This is a genomic window from Iodobacter fluviatilis, from assembly GCF_004194535.1.
Classification (GTDB): Bacteria; Pseudomonadota; Gammaproteobacteria; order Burkholderiales; family Chitinibacteraceae; genus Iodobacter; species Iodobacter fluviatilis_A.
The window spans coordinates 3,091,147-3,110,428 of the sequence record NZ_CP025781.1 but is presented as its reverse complement, the minus strand read 5'-3'; the positions used below and the strand labels follow the sequence as shown (position 1 = coordinate 3,110,428).

Annotated in this window: 19 protein-coding genes and 6 tRNA genes; 19 read left to right on the top strand and 6 right to left on the bottom strand. The window is 46.8% G+C overall.

What is annotated here, in order from left to right; all coding sequences use genetic code 11:
• Positions 1–21 precede the first annotated feature (21 nt).
• The 8 genes from C1H71_RS13835 (at position 22) to C1H71_RS13800 (ending at position 7,478) form a co-directional block, all read left to right on the top strand.
• The gene (locus C1H71_RS13835; RefSeq protein ID WP_130107066.1) at positions 22–264 is read left to right on the top strand and encodes a DUF2249 domain-containing protein; all 243 of its coding nucleotides are present in this window, start codon (positions 22–24) and stop codon (positions 262–264) included.
• A 258-nt stretch (positions 265–522) separates the two neighbouring features.
• Positions 523–1,836 (top strand): GGDEF domain-containing protein, encoded by a 1,314-nt coding sequence (locus tag C1H71_RS13830; protein WP_130107065.1) that lies wholly within the window; start codon positions 523–525, stop codon positions 1,834–1,836.
• A gap of 302 nt (positions 1,837–2,138) precedes the next feature.
• Entirely contained in the window at positions 2,139–3,023 is an 885-nt protein-coding gene (rbsK, locus tag C1H71_RS13825) for a ribokinase (protein WP_130107064.1), read from the top strand.
• Positions 3,020–3,418 (top strand): D-ribose pyranase, encoded by a 399-nt coding sequence (gene rbsD / locus C1H71_RS13820; RefSeq protein ID WP_130107063.1) that lies wholly within the window; start codon positions 3,020–3,022, stop codon positions 3,416–3,418. The genes rbsK and rbsD overlap by 4 nt, the downstream gene beginning before the upstream one ends.
• 59 nt (positions 3,419–3,477) lie before the next feature.
• The gene (locus tag C1H71_RS13815; RefSeq protein ID WP_130107062.1) at positions 3,478–4,953 is read left to right on the top strand and encodes a sugar ABC transporter ATP-binding protein; all 1,476 of its coding nucleotides are present in this window, start codon (positions 3,478–3,480) and stop codon (positions 4,951–4,953) included.
• 2 nt (positions 4,954–4,955) lie between these two features.
• The gene (locus tag C1H71_RS13810) at positions 4,956–5,894 is read left to right on the top strand and encodes an ABC transporter permease subunit (RefSeq protein ID WP_130107061.1); all 939 of its coding nucleotides are present in this window, start codon (positions 4,956–4,958) and stop codon (positions 5,892–5,894) included.
• Positions 5,895–6,005: 111 nt separating this feature from the next.
• Entirely contained in the window at positions 6,006–6,941 is a 936-nt protein-coding gene (rbsB, locus tag C1H71_RS13805; protein WP_130107060.1) for a ribose ABC transporter substrate-binding protein RbsB, read from the top strand.
• 216 nt (positions 6,942–7,157) lie between these two features.
• Positions 7,158–7,478 carry a hypothetical protein gene (locus tag C1H71_RS13800; RefSeq protein WP_130107059.1) on the top strand — a complete coding sequence of 107 codons (321 nt, stop codon included), beginning with the start codon at positions 7,158–7,160 and terminating at the stop codon, positions 7,476–7,478.
• A gap of 275 nt (positions 7,479–7,753) precedes the next feature.
• Here C1H71_RS13800 and C1H71_RS20705 read toward each other — a convergent pair whose 3' ends face one another.
• The 4 genes from C1H71_RS20705 to nadA all read right to left on the bottom strand — a co-directional run bounded on the left by C1H71_RS20705 (position 7,754) and on the right by nadA (position 10,328).
• Positions 7,754–7,894: a hypothetical protein gene (locus C1H71_RS20705; RefSeq protein WP_188053290.1), complete on the bottom strand. Its 141-nt coding sequence runs from the start codon at positions 7,892–7,894 to the stop codon at positions 7,754–7,756.
• A 307-nt stretch (positions 7,895–8,201) separates the two neighbouring features.
• Entirely contained in the window at positions 8,202–8,546 is a 345-nt protein-coding gene (locus C1H71_RS21515) for an NUDIX domain-containing protein (protein ID WP_262488297.1), read from the bottom strand.
• Positions 8,504–9,250: an adenylyltransferase/cytidyltransferase family protein gene (locus tag C1H71_RS13795; protein WP_262488296.1), complete on the bottom strand. Its 747-nt coding sequence runs from the start codon at positions 9,248–9,250 to the stop codon at positions 8,504–8,506. Before C1H71_RS13795 ends, C1H71_RS21515 begins: the two co-directional genes overlap by 43 nt.
• Positions 9,251–9,410: 160 nt before the next feature.
• Entirely contained in the window at positions 9,411–10,328 is a 918-nt protein-coding gene (gene nadA / locus C1H71_RS13790; protein WP_130107058.1) for a quinolinate synthase NadA, read from the bottom strand.
• A gap of 281 nt (positions 10,329–10,609) precedes the next feature.
• Between nadA and C1H71_RS13785 the strand changes: the two genes are divergently transcribed.
• From C1H71_RS13785 to C1H71_RS13755, 7 genes are all read left to right on the top strand, one after another.
• A tRNA-Gly gene (locus C1H71_RS13785) sits at positions 10,610–10,685 on the top strand.
• 37 nt (positions 10,686–10,722) lie between these two features.
• Positions 10,723–10,798, top strand: a tRNA-Gly gene (locus C1H71_RS13780).
• Positions 10,799–10,831: 33 nt separating this feature from the next.
• Positions 10,832–10,907: transfer RNA gene (locus tag C1H71_RS13775), tRNA-Gly, on the top strand.
• Between the two features lie 22 nt (positions 10,908–10,929).
• Positions 10,930–11,005, top strand: a tRNA-Gly gene (locus C1H71_RS13770).
• 41 nt (positions 11,006–11,046) lie between these two features.
• Positions 11,047–11,120 (top strand) — tRNA-Cys (locus C1H71_RS13765).
• Between the two features lie 213 nt (positions 11,121–11,333).
• Positions 11,334–11,675 (top strand): FKBP-type peptidyl-prolyl cis-trans isomerase, encoded by a 342-nt coding sequence (locus tag C1H71_RS13760; protein WP_130107057.1) that lies wholly within the window; start codon positions 11,334–11,336, stop codon positions 11,673–11,675.
• A gap of 257 nt (positions 11,676–11,932) precedes the next feature.
• Positions 11,933–12,016, top strand: a tRNA-Leu gene (locus C1H71_RS13755).
• 147 nt (positions 12,017–12,163) lie between these two features.
• Here C1H71_RS13755 and C1H71_RS13750 read toward each other — a convergent pair.
• Together C1H71_RS13750 and C1H71_RS13745 are read right to left on the bottom strand one after the other, a co-directional pair.
• Positions 12,164–12,823 carry an SDR family NAD(P)-dependent oxidoreductase gene (locus C1H71_RS13750; RefSeq protein ID WP_262488295.1) on the bottom strand — a complete coding sequence of 220 codons (660 nt, stop codon included), beginning with the start codon at positions 12,821–12,823 and terminating at the stop codon, positions 12,164–12,166.
• 21 nt (positions 12,824–12,844) lie between these two features.
• A complete protein-coding gene (locus C1H71_RS13745; RefSeq protein ID WP_130107056.1) occupies positions 12,845–13,486 on the bottom strand; it encodes a Vat family streptogramin A O-acetyltransferase in 642 nt (213 codons plus the stop codon).
• Positions 13,487–13,715: 229 nt separating this feature from the next.
• On the opposite strand from C1H71_RS13745, the gene C1H71_RS13740 reads away from it, so the two are divergent.
• From C1H71_RS13740 to C1H71_RS13725, 4 genes are all read left to right on the top strand, one after another.
• Positions 13,716–15,593, top strand: a complete 1,878-nt coding sequence (locus tag C1H71_RS13740; protein ID WP_130107055.1) for a methyl-accepting chemotaxis protein — start codon at positions 13,716–13,718, stop codon at positions 15,591–15,593.
• 272 nt (positions 15,594–15,865) lie between these two features.
• Complete coding sequence (gene sstT / locus C1H71_RS13735) at positions 15,866–17,113, top strand: serine/threonine transporter SstT (protein WP_130107054.1); 1,248 nt, start codon at positions 15,866–15,868, stop codon at positions 17,111–17,113.
• A gap of 159 nt (positions 17,114–17,272) precedes the next feature.
• Positions 17,273–18,829 (top strand): MFS transporter, encoded by a 1,557-nt coding sequence (locus C1H71_RS13730; RefSeq protein WP_130107053.1) that lies wholly within the window; start codon positions 17,273–17,275, stop codon positions 18,827–18,829.
• A complete protein-coding gene (locus tag C1H71_RS13725; RefSeq protein ID WP_188053288.1) occupies positions 18,826–19,266 on the top strand; it encodes a MarR family winged helix-turn-helix transcriptional regulator in 441 nt (146 codons plus the stop codon). The genes C1H71_RS13730 and C1H71_RS13725 overlap by 4 nt, the downstream gene beginning before the upstream one ends.
• Positions 19,267–19,282 lie beyond the last annotated feature (16 nt).

Genomic DNA, 19,282 nt, shown 5'->3' with positions numbered 1-19,282 from the left:
ATTTAATGAGCGTGGCGTGGCGTGGCCAAACACTTCCGACACGCCGCTATTTTTGGCGCATTAGATACATTATATGAAGGCGAAACCATGCGTTTTGTGAATGACCACGATCCGCTGCCTCTATTCGCACAAATTGAGAAGCACTATAAAGGCCAACTGCAGATCAAATATATCCAGCGCGAGCATGAAGCCATTGTGATTGAATCTTTACTTCAGCCGGCTATAAACTCCGCATCGACATCAAATACTAAATATTTGAATTAAAAAGGAAAATGGCATTTAATGTGCCATTTTTTTATATATCTAAATAAAAATTAAATAAACTCTATTAAAAATAACACTCTTCAAGATTAAGTAAGATGATTATAGACTCAGTGCAATGCTAAGTACTTCAGCTAGAAAAAACCTCTCAAAGCTGTTGTTTTACACATGATGCCCATCCCAACAAGTGACTAATTTTGGCTAGCCTTTTTTGTATTTCAACCTGATACTGCAATTTAATTTTTCCCTATAGGTTTGCTCATGCCCACACACAAAATCATTAATCGGTGGCGCAACCTTCAAACCATCCATCTATTACTCGCGGCCTTAATCATCTTAACTACCGTGCTATTAGTTTGGCAGCATTTTGGGATGAATACGTTTTTGCGCTTTGACCCAAGTCACTTCAAAAAAATTAGCGTTAATGATGATAGAGAGCACATCAATGGAAAAAGCATTAGCCGGCTCACCACCAGCCCAGACTTCTGGCGATTAGATTGCCAGCTCAATGAAGGCTATCGCGCTCCTTATTGCTCATTAGATCTTGATCTTAGCCTCGGTGAGCAAGGGATTAATATCGATAATTACGACCAAATTACCATACGTTATCGCTATCCAATTCCCAATGAGCAAGCATTACTGATGCTGGTTAATTTTAATCCCGTCTATAGCACGCTAGATGACTACCGTAGCCAGAAATTTAATGAAGTTTTTCTCCCTAGCACCAATGAATGGCTCACCAGCCATTTAAATGGCAACCAATTTAATGTCGCTTCTTGGTGGGTTGCTTATAAAAAAATCCTCCCTGAATGGACCATCAATGAATTTAACAATGTACGTGAAATTCGTTTAGCTACGGGCATGTATCCTCAGCAGCAGCAATATCAAATTGATCTAGCCTATATAGAATTAAGTGGTAAATGGATCAGCACGCATAATTTGCAGCTATTGCTACTTGTATTATGGGGAGGCAGTGCAGCATGCTGGCTAATTGCTGAATTACGCCGTGCCATGCGCGCGTTGCACCGCAGCCATACTCGGCATGCAGATTTAGAAAATACTCAGCGGCATTTAAAAGAATTAAATCAATTACTTGCAGAACGAAGCATGCGAGACCCGCTCACCTTAGCATTTAATCGTGAAGGGCTTAGCGTAATACTCGCCAATGAGCAGCCCAATACGCCCAGTAGCATTATTTTTATTGATATCGACTATTTCAAAAAAATAAATGATAACTATGGTCATGCAATCGGAGACCAAGTCCTATGCCTACTTACGCAACATATTCAGCAGCAAATTCGTCCCAGCGAAAAACTCATTCGCTTGGGCGGTGAAGAGTTTGTCTTGCTATGCCAACACAGTGCTTTGGCACAAGCTGGGCAGCTTGCAGAAAAACTACGCCTCTGGCTATTTAGCCAAAGCTGGCCAACCGGCACCAGCCTAAGCTGCAGTTTTGGCGTGGCAGAGCGCTTAGAAAATGAAAGCTTTGAAGCAGCGCTGCATCGAGCTGATCTTGCGCTGTATCGCGCAAAAACTGCAGGGCGAAATCGGGTAGAAATAGCTGAAGAAGAGTAAGCAACGATGACTGGCATCGCTTTGTGATATGGGTGTATTTCATAGACGCTGCCCAAAATCCGCAAGGCTGCTGGCCGTTTGCCCATCTCGTACTATCTGCAATGGCGTACTACCGTCGCTCAAGCTATCCCTCTTTGCTCCACAACCACTTTATTGCGGTGCCTCACTCGAGGCTTATCAGGAAAATCCCGTAGTTTATTGAAAAGCACTACATTTTCTTGATTTAGATCTATATTTTTTGCTGTGTACGGTTTAGCATTACTCACAACTCACGTAGCAATCAGCATAAATAAGGGTGCAACATGACAAAAATAGTCGTCGTTGGCAGCATGAATATGGATTTAGTTGTCCATAGCCAGCAGCTTCCTCGCATGGGGGAAACGCTGTTTGGTGAGCAATTTTCAACGCATCTGGGCGGCAAAGGTGCCAATCAAGCCGTTGCAGCGCAGCGCCTTGGCGCCTCAGTTGCAATGGTGGGCTGTGTTGGAAATGATGAATTTGGCCAAAGGTTAGTCGCTGGCTTACAAGCAGAAGGGATTGATACCCGCTGGCTCAAAACGAGCCCAGACACCGCTACCGGCGTGGCTCTGATTACACTTTGCCAAGGCGACAATGCCATTGTGGTTGTACCAGGTGCTAATCATCAGCTCAGCCCAAGCGATATCCAAGCTGCCGAAGCGGCATTTATCGATGCCGATGTGATTCTTGCTCAGCTAGAAATCCCCTTAACAACCGTTATGGCTGCAGCGCAATTAGCAAAAAAACACAGCAAACCATTTTTCCTAAACCCAGCTCCCGCGCAAGCACTGCCCGCTAAGCTATTAGCGCTTTGCACCCTGCTCACCCCCAATGAGTTTGAGCTACTTCAATCACTGGGTGAACCAGAGGGCGATTGGAAAAAAGTGTTGGCTCAGCATGCGGCGGTAATGACCAAGGGCAGCGATGGCGCTTGGTTTAATCAAGATGGCCGGTTGCAGCACCAAGCGGGTTTTAAGGTTGACTTGGTTGACAGCACCGGCGCTGGCGACACGTTTAATGGCGCGCTCGCTACCTTTTGGCATCAGGGCATTGCAGAAGCCACGCATAAGGCTAGCGCCGCAGGCGCCTTATCGGTAACCCGCGCAGGCGCGCAAGGCGGCATGCCAACCCTTGCAGAACTCGAACATTTTTTAAAGCAAGCATCATGAAAAAGCACGGCATATTAAATAGCGACATCGCTCGCGTTCTTGCCCAACTGGGCCACACCGATAGTATTGTGATTGCAGATTGCGGGCTGCCGATTCCAGATCATGTGGAGCGTATCGATCTGGCGCTAAAACTGGGCCAGCCCAGCTTTGTAGACACGCTGCAAGAAATCCTTGCTGACATGCAAGTAGAACGTGCCGTATTTGCCACAGAATGCTTGGCAAAAAATCCAACCGTTGCAGCTCAGGCACAAGCCATGCAATCGTCAGGCATTAATATTGATTTTGTCAGCCATGAAGAATTCAAACAGCTGTGCCACAAAGCAAAAGCCGTAATCCGCACCGGCGAAGCATCGCCCTACGCCAATATCATCCTGCAATCTGGCGTGATTTTTTAAGCGATGCACCGCTGCGTGGGTACGACGTACTCACCCTACATTTTTTTAAGGTAAGGCAAATGCTGATCCAAATGCAGGGCATTAATAAAGCTTTCGGCCCAGTAAAGGTGCTGGAAGGTGTGGATTTTGCACTGGAACGCGGTGAAATCCACGCGCTAATGGGCGAAAACGGCGCGGGTAAATCCACGCTAATGAAGATCCTTACCGGCATTTACCCAAGCGACGCTGGCCGTATTCATGTGGATGGGCGCGAGGTTCATATCCATAGCCCAAAAGAAGCAGAGGCACTGGGCATCGCCATTATTCATCAGGAGCTAAACCTGATCCCACAATTATCTGTGGTGGAGAACCTCTTTTTGGGCCGGGAAAAAACCCGTGGCGGCCTACTTAAATCGGCTGAAATGCATGCGCAGTGTTTAGAGTTTTTGGCGCTGCTTGGCATACACAATATCGATCCTCAGCAAGAAGCTGGCACTTTATCCGTGGGCCGGCAGCAAATGGTTGAGATTGCCAAGGCGCTATCACTCAACGCCCAAGTGCTGATTATGGACGAGCCAACAGCAGCGCTCAGCCACAAGGAAACCGAAGTCCTGTTTACGCTGATGCACGATTTAAAATCACGTGGCGTGGGCATTGTGTATGTTTCGCACCGCATGGAAGAAATTTTTCAGGTTTGCGACCGTATCTCGGTACTGCGTGATGGCCAGTTTGTTGGCAGCCGCGTTATTAAAGAAACCCGTTTCGATGAAATCGTAAAAATGATGGTTGGCCGTGAAATGAGCGATCGCTATCCATCGCGTAGCAGCACACTAGGCCCCGTGCGCTTTAAGGTTGAGGGCCTGTGTGATACCAGCACCATCAGTGATATCAGTTTTGAAATTCGCCAGGGCGAAGTGCTCGGTGTGGCGGGTTTAATGGGGGCTGGGCGCAGTGAAATTGCGCACACATTATTCGGCCTCGCCGCTAGATCTGCAGGCAACGTTTGGTTAGATGGCCAACCTATCCACTGCCGCTCGGCGATCGAGGCTATTTCTCACGGCATTGGCTATGTTACTGAAGACAGAAAAACCCAAGGCTTAGTACTGAGTTTATCCGTCAAAGAAAACATCAGCCTTACTAAAGCCCCTAGCCACTGGGGCGTAGTTAATAGCCAAGCCGAGGATAAAAATGTCAGCGAGTTGATTGCTAAATTATCTATCCGCACCCGTGATGCCGATTTAGAAGTGAAATCACTTTCTGGCGGCAATCAGCAGAAAGTGGTGTTTGCCAAATGGCTGGGCATTGCGCCCAAAGTGCTGTTTTTAGACGAACCAACCCGTGGCGTGGACGTCGGCGGCAAAGCCGAGATTTACCACATCATTAATCAGCTAGCCGCCAGCGGCGTAGCCATTTTAATGATCTCGTCTGAGCTACCCGAGGTGCTGGCCATGAGTGATCGCATCCTTGTGATGCACCAAGGCAATAGCGCCGGAATATTCGACGCCAAAACCGCCAGCCAAGAATCCATTATGCATGCAGCAACCGGAGGGCAATAAGAATGAATGCTCAGCAAAAAGCCACACTACACAAGCTTGGCCCCCTACTCGCCTTACTGCTTATTTCAAGCGTTTTATCGGTCATGAGCCGCGATTTTCTAACCGTTAATAATCTACTCAACGTGCTGCGCCAAGTTTCAATTAATGCGCTGATTGCCTTTGGCATGACCTTTGTGATTTTGCTCGGCGGGATTGATTTATCCGTAGGTGCCGTGCTGGCGCTCTCTTCAGTGGCCATTGCCAGCATGATGGCCGCAGGAGTGGACCCAATCCTTGCCACGCTTTGCGGCGTTTTAGCCGGTGCAGCGCTGGGCGCGGTTAATGGGTTGATTATCAGCCGCGGTAAGGTCGCCCCCTTTATTGCCACTTTGGGCACCATGACCGTGTTTCGCGGCTTAGCGCTAGTGGCATCAGATGGCCGCCCTATTACTGGCTTTAATAGCGATTTTTTCGCCATGCTGGGCGGCGGCTATATCGCTAATCTGATCCCCGTGCCAGTCGTTACCACCATGCTCGCCTTTGTAGCGCTGTGGTTTTTGCTGAAAAAAACCGTCTTTGGCCGCCATGTGTATGCGGTAGGTGGCAATGAAGAAGCCTCGCTGATTTCCGGCGTAAAAGTGAATAGCGTCAAGCTGTGGGTGTACACACTTTCCGGCGCTCTATCTGCCCTTGCTGGAGTTATTCTGACTTCCCGCCTGAACTCCGCCCAGCCCAATGCAGGGATGGGATACGAGCTGGATGCAATTGCTGCAGTGGTATTAGGCGGCACCAGTTTATCAGGTGGCCGAGGCTGGATTATTGGCACACTGATTGGCGCTGTATTAATTGGTGTACTTAATAATGGGTTAAACTTACTATCTGTGTCATCATTTTACCAGCAAGTAATTAAAGGTAGCGTCATTCTACTGGCAGTCTTACTAGATAGAAGTGCAAAAAAATAAGCGACAGCCAAGGCACACAGCCTGAAACTGCACTTACTAAACGCACTTAAAAGCGAGAAAATACGCTTAGTGCTGATATTGATATCTTTACCCACACACAAGGCTCTCATTATGAAAATCTGGCTTAAACCACTCCTTATCGCTTCCATGGCACTTGCCTTCTCCGCTTGCTCTAAGCAAGGCCCAGAAAGCGCAGCACCTGATGCATCGGCCCCCGCAGTGGCCTCAGCGGGCAGCAATACCATCGGTCTTGCCATTTCTACCCAAAATAATCCCTTCTTTGTGACCCTAAAACAAGGCGCAGAAGAAGCTGCTAAGGCCAATGGCCTTACCCTGATCACCGTGGATGCCCAAGATGATGCGGCCAAGCAAATTGCCAGTATCGAAGATTTAATCCAGAAAAAAGTAAAAGTGATCCTGATCAACGCAACCGATTCTGATGCCGTTGTCTCCGCAGTTAAGCAAGCCAACGCCGCGCACATCCCTGTTATTACCTTGGATCGCAGTGTGAATGGCGGCGAAGTAGCCAGCCATATCGCTTCAGACAATGTGGCTGGCGGTAAAATGGCAGCGACATTCTTACTAGAAAAAATTGGTAAGCAAGGCGAAATTGCGGAGCTAGAAGGTATTGCAGGTTCATCTGCGGCACGTGAACGCGGCCAAGGCTTTCATGCTGTGATTGATGCAGAAAAAGGCGTAAAAGTAGCCGCCAAACAGCCCGCTGACTTTGATCGAGCCAAGGGCTTGTCGGTCATGGAAAACATTCTACAAGGCAATAAAAAAATTAAAGCCGTCTTTGCCCATAACGACGAAATGGCACTAGGTGCCGTGCAAGCGCTAGAAGCAGCAGGCTTGAAAAACGTGGTTGTTGTAGGCTTTGATGCAACGACTGATGCCGTTGCCGCTGTAAAAGCGGGCCGTATGGCCGCTACCGTACAGCAAAAACCAGAGCTGATCGGAAAAATGGGAATTGAAGCGGCCAAAAAAATTATTGATGGTCAAACCCCTGATAAAAATATCCCCGTACCTTTAGAACTGGTTAAATAAATTATAAAAAAATAAAAAGCCTGCATCTTGTGATGCAGGCTTTTTTACGTCTTATACCTAGTAAAACCAATTACAAATGTAAGGAAAAACAACACTTTTATGAGATGTAATCTGTATTGTAACAATTACCTTTGTCAGCTTCAAACAAGGAGAAGAAAATATTAACGTAATAAATCATCTTGGATTTTTAACGTTTTATCCGGAGAAAAATCAGCAATGCGAATGCTCTTTTTAGCACTAAGCTTTTTGCTGGCCAGCCAGAGCCAGGCTCATATCCTGATTTCACATGAAAATTTTGAATCGCTCCGCGACAAGATCCCTTGGCCTGAAAGCACTGAAGCCAATATGAAAGGCAGTTTTAATCTGGCAAATATTGACGCTGATGTCCCATTTAAACTGGAGGAGCAGAACACAAGCTTAGATCTCTCCTTGGGGCACTTGGGTAGTAACACCCACCTAATCAGCACAGAGACGAGCGTATTACTAGGCCTTGGCATCAGCGCACTACTGTACCGCCGCCGCAAATTACAGTTTTAAGCTCGCTATACGTAAAAATGCCCCAGATCATTTAAATAAAATCTGGGGCACTGCTTTATCTAAATTTTTCTTTGCATAAAAAATGACGTTAAAATTAAAAGCATGGGAATTATTATCGCCTAGCGGGAAAACAGTCATTCACTTTGGTACATGCAAAATAGGGTTTTATTTGTGCAAGAGGTGTGTTCAAGTACCACTCCGGTATCAAGCATACAATTAGAACTCCCCCTCTCTTTTAAAACATTCGAGACGATTACTGCCGCAGGTTGATTCAATCATCTTTGCGCAGCCAATAAAGCAACGCGATCGGTGCTCATTAATGGACTAAATTGCTCATCTAATTTGTTTTTGCAAATTACTTCACTTGCAGCCGTTAAAGGCAGAGCAAATGCAACCACAATATCGTCATCATCCAATTCATACTGAACGCATTCTCCATCATTTAAACCAATGACTTGATCTAACCTAGCACCGAATGAATGTATAACGGCATCCGTGTCTTATGCCTCATTTTCAAAAAATTGAATCTCATTTGCAAATCAAGATCAATGCCTATAGCGGCATACTCAATCACCACTACCCGCACCAAGATCGAAATCAGAAAAAATCATATCCAAAAATTCTTTATTGATTAGCCCAATCACTTTCATCGTATTAACGCCTCACTTGATAACGAGTGCTTAATTTAAACAATACATAGGGCAATTAGCCTCAATAAATAGTTTAAATCTGCCCTAAAAACCAATTCACAATATAAAAGTGATCTTCAAATAACTCTGCTTCCATACGGTTAAACTCAAATAGTGGCACCCATTTGGCACGATCTGCATCCTCACCACCACGCACTTTGGGCAAGCCTTCGCCGGTTGGCGTCAGCTCAATCAAAAAAGCATGGGTGATGGTTCGGCCACGTAAAGAGCGATGCGGATGATCAAACACCCGTGAAGAACGAATCGAGCCTGCTAGTACCGGCGCAGGTACTTTTAAACGTGTCTCCTCTCGCAACTCACGAATAACCGCGTCTTTTACCAGCTCATCTTGATTAATAAAGCCCCCGGTAGCGCCCACAGCCCCCGCCCTGGCAGGTTTTTACGCCGTACCAGCAGAATATGCCCAGAATGAATCACCACCGCATCAACCGTCACAAAAGTGGGGGGATGGGGTGACTCCGACCATGCCTTGCGATAATCCTGAACAAAACGCCATTCAGTTTCTAGATTCGCGTAAATATCCCCTTGGCGAAACACTTGTAAATGCTGGTAGACGGGCGCGGGGAGTTTATCGGCGCATAGCCCTGCCCCCCCTTGTGCAAATAGATTACGCCGCACTTGTGAGGCATGGATGCCGATAATTTCTGGTACTTCCACCCTGAGCCACTGCGGAAAAAGATCAAGATAATAGGTATGCTTGCTGCGGCTACTGCCCACAATCCCCACTTTAAACTGCGCTTCGCGGCTACCAAGGCTGGCGTTATCTACCGCGATCACCTTATCCACCAAGCTCTGCACCTCGGTCACCCACTGCTGATCGTTGTACATCCGGTCTGAGCAGCCCACCACAAACACGCGATCTTGCATCTCTGCTGGCAAAGCCGCACGCAGCATCGCCTCGCGCTCTGGCACCGTCCAGGGATTGCGTGGGTTTCTAGCCTGGCGGGCCGAGCCACATATAACAATTAATTTACCTGCACGCTCTAAAGCGGCTTTTACGACCTGCAAATGCCCTAAATGAAAAGGCTGAAAGCGCCCAATAAACACAAGGTAATCCAGCATTATCACCCGCCTGTTAGTGTTTCAAACGCAAATAACGTGCTTTAAAAGACAAATCGCCAGCAAAATCCTGCCAAGTATAAACTCAGCAGACGGCTAGCGATCCATAGCAAAAGACCCATAGATTAGATGAAGTACAGGCCCTTTTTGCTTACTCAAGGGCTTATTGGTAATAACGCTTGGAGAACTCCAGCATGCGCTCAATCGGCAAGCGTGCGTCATCCATTTGTTGAGGAGTCAGATAATCAATGCGTGTTCCCTCTCCCGCTTGAGCGCGTTTGACCGCATCAATGGTATTCATCTTCATATATGGGCATGAATTACACTGACAGCCCGCATAAATCGGTGCTTGCTTAATGTTTAAGTCAGGGCGGGCAAGGCCCATATTGTAGAGAATACCGTCCTCTGTCGCGACAAAGATCACCGCATCTGGCTCTTTATCGAAAGCCTTAATCCAGTTCAGCATGCCAGAAGTTGACCCCACGTAATCAGCCTGTTGCAACACGGGCAACGGGCTTTCAGGGTGGGCAATCAGGTATTTAGCCCCTGCTACTGCCGCGAATGCTTCATCCAGAGCAGCCTGATTGAATTTATCGTGGACTTCACACACGGCGCTCCACAGCGGCATATCGTAGCCATACTGAAAGTTTAAATACGCGCCCATATTACGATCTGGCGAGAACGCCACCTTTTTACCTTCGGCATAAAGGCTGGCAATAATGTCATCTACATTACGGCTGGTTACAATCCAATCCGATAAAGCCTTATGCTCGGCTGAGGAGTTAATATAAGAAACATGCACGTAATCTGCATGCTCTTCACGCCATTTTTGTAAGGCTTTTACATCGGTTTGAGTAACGAGTGAACAGGTTGAGCCACTAGCAGGCAAAATCACCTCCGCCTGCGGATTTAAAATTTTGGCGGTTTCAGCCATAAAACGCACACCAGCAAACACAATGACATCGGCGCCGCATTCTTTGGCATAGAGAGATAGCTCTAAGCTATCGCCAACTTTATCGGCCATTTGCTGGATTTCGGGCTGGGTATAATAATGAGCAAGCGTGACAATACGTTTAGACACGGGAAGTCCTCCGATGTAGACGCCGCCGTCATCTCGGCAGCATAAAAAATTAAAGGTTTGCTAATGACCAACATCACCACCAGTATCCCTGGCAAGCATCAGCAGGCATAAGATTAACATAAACAGACTTTTTAGCCTTTAAATATCAAGACACTATCGATATAGTGGCTTTTTTCAGCGGAAAAGCACGTAGATAGTGCTTGACGAAGCAGGGGCTCATCTTCATAATGCGACTCCTCTTCTGACGCAACGACAGAAAAGAAAATGTAATAAAACCTGCTGCGGGAATAGCTCAGTTGGTAGAGCACTACCTTGCCAAGGTAGATGTCGAGAGTTCGAGTCTCTTTTCCCGCTCCATTTATTATAGTAATAACCGTTGTACTTAAAGTAAGATGCGGGAATAGCTCAGTTGGTAGAGCACTACCTTGCCAAGGTAGATGTCGAGAGTTCGAGTCTCTTTTCCCGCTCCACTTATTTTAAATTTTTTAAAAAGCATGAACAATGCGGGAATAGCTCAGTTGGTAGAGCACTACCTTGCCAAGGTAGATGTCGGGAGTTCGAGTCTCCTTTCCCGCTCCAATTCATGCTGTATCGCCCTAATGCGGGAATAGCTCAGTTGGTAGAGCACTACCTTGCCAAGGTAGATGTCGGGAGTTCGAGTCTCCTTTCCCGCTCCAAATTTTAAGAATAAAGAAAATATCTTTATTTAAGTAACCATGGCGGAGTAGCAAAATGGTTATGCAGCGGCTTGCAAAGCCGTCTACGCCGGTTCGATTCCGGCCTCCGCCTCCATAAGTAAGACAGTTAAAGCCCTGATTAATCAGGGCTTTTTCTTTGTCTAGCGTTTCTGCCATCACCTTACATATCTGTAAAAAACCCCGAATAACAGCCATAAACCATATAATTAACCCACTGCAGGCATGCTTAGCCCTTGATTAGCAAAGCTGGCCAATTAGGCGAGACCAACTAAGCAATAGCGCGTTATTAAAGTAAGCGAGAAAAACCATGACAATAGAATTGGAAGTCTTCGATATCCAACTGGGCGATGGAAAAGAAGCGGTTAAAGGCGCGCTGATCACCACCCAATACAATGGATTTCTTGAAGATGGCACAAAATTTGACTCCTCTTACGACAGAGGCTCGCCATTTCAGTGCGTCATCGGCACTGGCCGCGTCATTAAAGGCTGGGATCAGGGATTAATGGGGATGAAAGTAGGCGGTAAACGCAAGCTTATCGTTCCTGCCCACCTTGCCTACGGCGAAAGACAAATCGGCGAGCACATTAAACCAAACTCAAATCTCATCTTCGAAATTGAACTCCTAGAAGTACTTACTCGGGACGATTAATAGCACCTTAATCACCCCCCTCTGTGTTTCAACATTGCAAAATCTTTACCCGCAACAGAGACCGTAGCAAGATTTAATTACTAGGGGTGCAACCAATGATAAGTTCCTTGAAAATCAATAGGCTGACAAAATCTAGCCTTCCTTAGTAAGCACTCACCATCACCGTCCGCCATTTTTCTTTACAAAAGAGCTTGCAAAATATCTAGGGCTAGTTATAATGCGCACCTGTTCTGCAAACGCAGCAGCTAGTGTTTGTAGCCCGGGTGGTGAAATTGGTAGACACAAGGGACTTAAAATCCCTCGCTTATGGCGTATCGGTTCAAGTCCGATCCCGGGCACCACAGCAAAATATTAAGCCCGCATCCTCACGGATTAGCGGGTTTTTTGTTTTTTAGGCTCGGCGTTTACTTCCCAGCTGCTAAATCAATAAATGCTCCCGTTGCATAAGATGCCTCATCGGACAAGCCACATAATAGCATGAGCCTCCTCTAAGGCGGTGCCACCCGCTGCATGGGGATAGTAGATTTAAGACAATCTACCCTCCCTGCCTCACCGCCGTCTGCATGAATATCGGTGTAGATAAAAGCTGGCCTGACAGCATTGACACGAATAGCTTCACTGATGACTTCTTTGGATAAGCCAAAGGTCAGGGTATCAATGGCACCTTTCGAAGCTGCATAATCCACGTATTCCCCCGCCGAGCCAAGGCGCGATGCCGCGGATGAGGCATTAACAATCGCCCCGCCGCTGCCACCATAACGATTAGACATCCGCTTGACGGCTTCTTTAGCGCATAAAAAATAGGGAATCACATTGCTAGCAAAAATGCGATTTAAACGAGCGCCATCCATTTCATCCACTCGCATTTGTTGCTCTAAAATATCTGCGTTGTTAACCAGAGCCGTAATAGAACCAAACTGCTCGTCAACGATTTGAAATAGGCGCTGCACTTCGGCATCAAGCGATACATCCGCAGCCACAGCAATGGCAACGCCACCTGAGGCGGTGATCTCATCCGCAATACTTTGAGCCGCAGCGTGGTTTTTTAAGTAATTTACGCAAACAGCATAGCCACGCGCGGCAGCCAGTTTGGCGGTCGCAGCACCAATGCCGTGGCTAGCACCGGTAAAAACGATCACTTTATTCATCTCTTCTCAATGTGATTAAACTTAAGCGCGCACCACCGCAGCCAAAGCTTCAATATCCCCCGCCATAATCTCAGCTAAATGCTCGCTAATGATTTCCACCGGCCAATCCCACCAAGCTATTTCTTCTAATCTTGCCACTTGATCTAGGGTAAAGCGATGCTTAATAAGCTTAGCTGGATTACCACCAGCAACGGTGTAGGCAGGGATATCACAAGTAACAACAGATCGAGCAGAAATCACTGCACCATGGCCAATTTTAACGCCGGGCATAATTAATGCATCAAAACCTATCCAGACATCATGACCAATAATGGTATCGCCTTTGTATGGAAATTCAGAGAGTGGAGGGGCGTTCTTTTCCCAGCCATTGCCAAATATTTGAAAGGGGTAGGTTGAAATACCAGAAAGCTTATGATTGGCACCATTCATTATAAATTTTACCCCTTTAGCTATGGCGCAAAATTTACCAATGATTAACTTATCGCCTATAAAGGGGTAGTGGTAAAGCACATTGCGTTCGAAGTTTTCTGAATCTTCCGGGTCATCGTAATAGCTGTAGTCACCAATGATGATATTTGGATTAGCCACGGTGTTTTTAATAAAACAGACCTGAGGAAAGCCATCCTTAGGGTGAGGGTTATCTGGACTTGGGCCGATGGTCATGATGACTCCTGCTACAGTTTAATTAACAAGATAAAGGGTGGCTGCAATTTAGATTATTTTCAAGAGGGCATGCTCCAAACACACCAATAAGAAGTGCTTAGACAAGAGTACTTATTTGGCCTAAATTGTGATTAATACCTAAGCCACAATTTAAATGCATAAGCATATCCTAATAACATTATTAAAAGAGGATAATTCGGATTAATTCTCTTTACTTTTAGGTCAATATATGAATTCAATCAGAAGTAAAATCACGCTATTAATCGCGTTGTCTATGCTTTTTGCAACAATCAGCATCACCCTGATTACTTGCTTTAACATCCGCAATCACACCTATGCTGAAGCCGAGCGAGAGGTAGACTCGGTTGTCGCAGGCCAATCGGCAATGATCAGCCAGTGGCTTAATGCACGTAAGCGCGTTGTTAAATCTGCACTGCGCCATAGCGGTGAAGAGAACGTCAGCCTTTATTTGCAACAGCTTGCCGATGCGGGTGGCTATAGCCTGATGTTTGAAGGCGATGGCACAAACAAAACTATGATGTATTCAGTACCCGGCCAAAGTAAACCGAGCCCTGAGTATGATCCAGCAGCACGCCCTTGGTATATTCAGGCAAAATCAGCCAATGATGTGATTCTTTCAGAGCCTTACCGCGATGCCGCCCTGAATGAATTGGTCATCACTTTGGCACAAAAAGTCGGTGGTCAAGAGAAAGTAATTGGTGGCGATATTTTAATTGGCGACTTGGTGAAATCTACTCTTGCCATCAAGCTGGCAGGCAATGGCCATGTATTTTTAATGACCAAAGAAGGTAAAGTCATTGCTTATCCTAAGTCAGGATTTGAGCTTAAGCCCATTACTGAGTTAATTCCAAGCTTAGACAGCCAGCACTTATCAGCACTTTTAAATAAAGGAAGTGCCAGTCAAGTAGAAATTGCAGGTGAGCCATTTTTAATCAAGCTTTCCCCAGTTGCGGGTAGTGACTGGATACTAGGTGTTGCCCTAGATAAGGCTGAAATTGATGCGCCGCTTATTCGCTTGATTATGATCATTATTGCCGCCGTTGTATTAGTCTTAATTATCGTACTTACATTCTGTACCACTTATTTAGTTCGCTTATTGGCGGGCTTATTACAGATTCGCGATGCCATGCTGGATATATCCAAGGGCGAAGCCGATTTAACTCAGCGCATCCCAAGTACTGGTAACGATGAGGTGGCTGAAACCGCACAGGCGTTTAACCTGTTTATTGAGCGCTTAAATATTTTATTTAAAGAATTACGCCGTGAAGCCATTGAGCTAACCGGAGGGGTAAGTACAGTTAATCACTCAGTACTAAAACTTGCAGATGATTCACACATGCTGGCCGATATTTCTAGCTCTAATGCCGCAGCCATCGAAGAAGTGAGCGTCAGCATCTCGCATATTGCCGAAGCCGCGCGCGAAACCGACAATCTAGTGAAAGACGCGGCAAAAGCTTCGCTGCATGGTAGCGAAAACGTGCTTAAAATCAGCACAGAAATGGAGCACACGCGCCAATCAGTCAATGATTTATCTAGCCTACTGGTATCACTAGAGCATCGCTCCCAAGATATTAGCAAAATCACCAATGTGATTCGCGAAATTGCCGACCAAACCAATCTACTGGCACTGAATGCTGCGATTGAAGCGGCACGGGCTGGTGAGCAAGGCCGCGGCTTTGCCGTAGTGGCTGATGAAGTGCGCAAGCTAGCTGAGCGCACGGGCAAGGCCACCATGGAGATCAGCCAGATGATTGGCGATATCCTTAGCGAAACAGGGCTTGCTGTTAGCAATATGCAAACCACGGTAAAGGCCGTAGATGTAAGTAGCGCGCTCACCCAAACTGCTAGCGAGCACATGCTGTTGATTGGCCATTCGATGAAACAAGTAACCGAAAGAATCGGTGAGATTGCGCTATCTACTAGTGAGCAGCAAAACGCTACCACCGCCATGGCGCAAAGCACAGAATCGATTAATGGCCAAATTCTTGATTCTGATGCGGCCCTGCAATTCTCTATGAAAACGCTAAAAATGCTCGATGAATTAGCTAAAAATATGCAGGATACTTTTAATCGCTTTAAAATCTAATTAATTGTGTTTACTCACGCGCTGCCCTGCTGGGTGGCGCTTTTTTTGGACATAATTATGCCAATGAGTTAATTGTGCCGATTCACTTATCCTCGCTTGTATTATTTTAAACAAAAAACAAACGGCGTAAGGGAATCCCCAGTAGTAAGATCTTCATTTAGCTCTTATCCTCCCCCCTAAATCACTCCGCATTCAAAGCCCCTTTCTATTCACTAGAAATCGGCTACGCGTTATTATTAAATAATGCCATATAGATAACAAAAGGAAATTCAATGCCACAGGTAAAAAATCCACTCATTAGGCTATTGAACAGCACCAGTTTAGTCAGTCAAATATTAGTTGGCTTAATTCTAGGCATTATGCTTGCGCTATTCTTTCCTGAATTTGCCAAATCATCTGGCTTATTAGGTAATTTATTTGTAAGCGCGTTAAAAGCTGTCGCGCCAATTTTGGTATTTGTATTAGTTGCTGCATCGATTACCAATCATAAACCCAGCCAAAAATCAAATATGCGGCCTATTCTGGTTTTATATTTATTCGGCACCTTCGCCGCTGCAGTAGTCGCTGTGGCAGCTAGTTTTTTATTTCCATCTACATTAATTTTGGTCAAACAGGCCAGCGACATCACCCCGCCTAGCGGCATTGTTGAAGTGCTGCGTAGCCTGCTGCTTAGCGTGGTAGATAACCCAGTAAAAGCACTAATGAACGCAAACTTCATCGGCATTTTAGCTTGGGCAGTGGCACTGGGCGTTGCCATGCGCCACGCCAATGAAACGACTAAAACCGTGATAAGCGATTTATCGGGCGGCGTGTCAGTGATTGTGGGTGTGGTAATTCGCTTTGCACCGCTTGGGATTTTTGGCTTGGTGGCCTCTACTATTGCTGAAACAGGGATTGAATCTTTGTTGAACTACGCTCATCTGTTATTAGTACTGGTAGGCAGCATGCTGTTTGTAGCACTGGTGATGAACCCAGCGATTGTGTTTTGGAAACTACGCCGCAATCCCTATCCATTAGTATTTGCTTGCCTACGTGAAAGTGGCGTTACCGCCTTCTTTACCCGTAGCTCCGCCGCCAATATCCCGGTAAATATGGCGCTATGCAAAAAACTAGGTCTGCATGAAGACGATTACTCGATATCGATTCCACTAGGCGCAACCATTAATATGGCCGGCGCGGCGATCACTATTTCGGTACTGACTTTAGCAGCAGTCAACACCCTAGGTATTCAAGTTGATTTACCAACTGCACTTCTCCTCAGCGTTGTCTCTGCCATTTGTGCCTGCGGTGCTTCTGGCGTGGCAGGTGGCTCGCTCTTGCTGATTCCTATGGCTTGTAGCTTGTTTGGTATCTCTAACGATCTAGCCATGCAAGTAGTTGCCGTCGGCTTTATTATTGGCGTACTGCAAGATTCCGCCGAAACCGCCTTAAATTCATCCACCGATGTCTTATTCACTGCTGCAGCCTGCCAAGCCGCCAGCAATAAAGCACAAGATCAACTGGCTTTTGCTGATCGCTAAGCGCTCAGTAGCCAAATATCCTTTTCAAAAGCGCAGATCAATCTGCGCTTTTTTTATATCCCTTTACTACACTCCCGCGGACTACTCGTAAAAATTCCTTTCCTCTGGAGCGGCAAACTGCGAGAATCAATTGACCCATCAATCATTGACCAGTCTACTATGCAAACACCCAACACCGAACGCACTTTCACGCAATCCTTGCTCGCCATGTTGGGTATTTGCTTTGTGACTATGATGGTGGCCCTTGATCAAACCGTGGTGGCCACCGCACTGCCCACCATCGTGGCAGAGCTGCATGGCTTTGAGCTTTATGCTTGGGTTTCTACCGCTTATTTACTGGCATCGGTGGTTACCATTCCCATCTTTGGCCGCTTAGGCGATTACTATGGCCGGCGGCCCTTTGTGGTAGTGGCCATCATCATCTTTACCTTGGCATCCATCCTCTGTGGCATGGCCAATAGCATGTTACTGCTGGTGCTAGCCCGTGCTCTGCAGGGGATAGGTGGCGGGATGCTGGTCGGGACGGCGTTTGCCTGCATTCCCGATTTATTCCCCGATAGTAAAGTGCGTCTGCAATGGCAAGTCATGCTTAGCGCGGCCTTTGGGATTGCTAACGCGATTGGCCCAAGCATTGGTGGCTTACTCACCCACTATGTAAGCTGGAGGGCCGTGTTCTTTGTGAATATCCCAGTTGGCCTACTAAGTGTATTTTTTGTTAGCCGCTACCTGCCACGGATTAGGCCTAGGCCGCAGCATAGCAATAAGATTCGGCTCGATTGGCTAGGTGCACTGTTGATTACACTGTTTTTAGGCAGCTTGCAGCTATCAGTAGAATGGTTACCAGCGCAAGGGCTGAGCCTAACGGTAGTGGCTACGCTGATCATTTGCATCCTCACTGGCGTATTAGCTTGGCGGCAAGAAGCCAATAACGAGCACGCCATGCTGCCCTTTGCGCTATTTCGCGATCCCGCCTTGGCGGTGCTATTTAGGCTATCGCTGCTAATGGGCTTTACCATGTTTGCGATTTTGTCTTACGCGCCCTTGCTATTACAAGGCGGCTTTCATCTTTCGGCCAGCCAAGCGGGGATGCTGATTACCCCACTGGTGGTCTGCATTACCTTTGCCAGCATTATCAATGGCCGTGTCGTGCCGCATTTACCCAGACCCGAAGCGATGCTTTATGTAGGCTTTGGCCTGCTACTGGTTTGTGTACTGGGCATGATGCTAATTAGCCCACAAACCTCGCATACCTTGGTGATTGCACTGATGGTGTCTGGTGGCTTGGGGCTGGGATTTATCATGCCCAATCTAACTATATTTGTGCAGGAAACCTGTCCGCGCAAAGACCTCGGCATTAGCACCGCGCTACTACAATCGTTGCGAATGATTGGCGGTATGTTGAGCACCGCACTGGTTGGCTCTATTCTGACTTGGCGCTACGGTCATGAAATCCAGCAGCGCTTTGCCAACCAAACCGCCATTGCCAATTTAATGCACGACCCGCAAGTATTGGTGAACCCAGAAGCGCAGCAAATAGCGGTTACTCAGATCAACCAAATGGGCTTTGATGGCTTAGCGCTGATCGAGCAAGCCCGCGCCACACTCAGCCATGCCATTCAAAGCAGCCAATGGCTGGGCGTAGCCGCCATCTTATTTGCCTTCTGGTGCTTGCGCCGAATTCCCCGTATTCAGTTCAAATCAAAGGCCGTAGCATGACACCGCATGAAGCTGAGCAACTCAAAGTATTACAACAGCTTGGGCGCAGCTATCGCACCATGCTGGGCGCATTTGAGCTATCCGTGGGTCAAGGTCTAAGCCGTTGGCGAATTTTGAACCAACTACATCAAGAAACGCTATGCACGCAAAAATTTTTGGTGCATCAGCTCGGCATGGATCCAGGCGCATTAACGCGACAGCTTAAATCAATGGAAAAAGATTTATTAATCCATCGAGTCAATGATAGCCAAGACAATCGCCTCAGCAATGTCACCCTTACCACGCAAGGGCATGCCGCCATCACTCAAGCACAGCCCAAACGCAGCGAATTTTTAAGCGTGATTTTGGCAGAATTTAGCGATGAAGAACTGCAGGCGTTTCAAGGGATGCTGAATAAACTGGAGCGTGGCTGTGAACAGGTTGGCTTAAAGGAATAAACACAAACCAACAAAA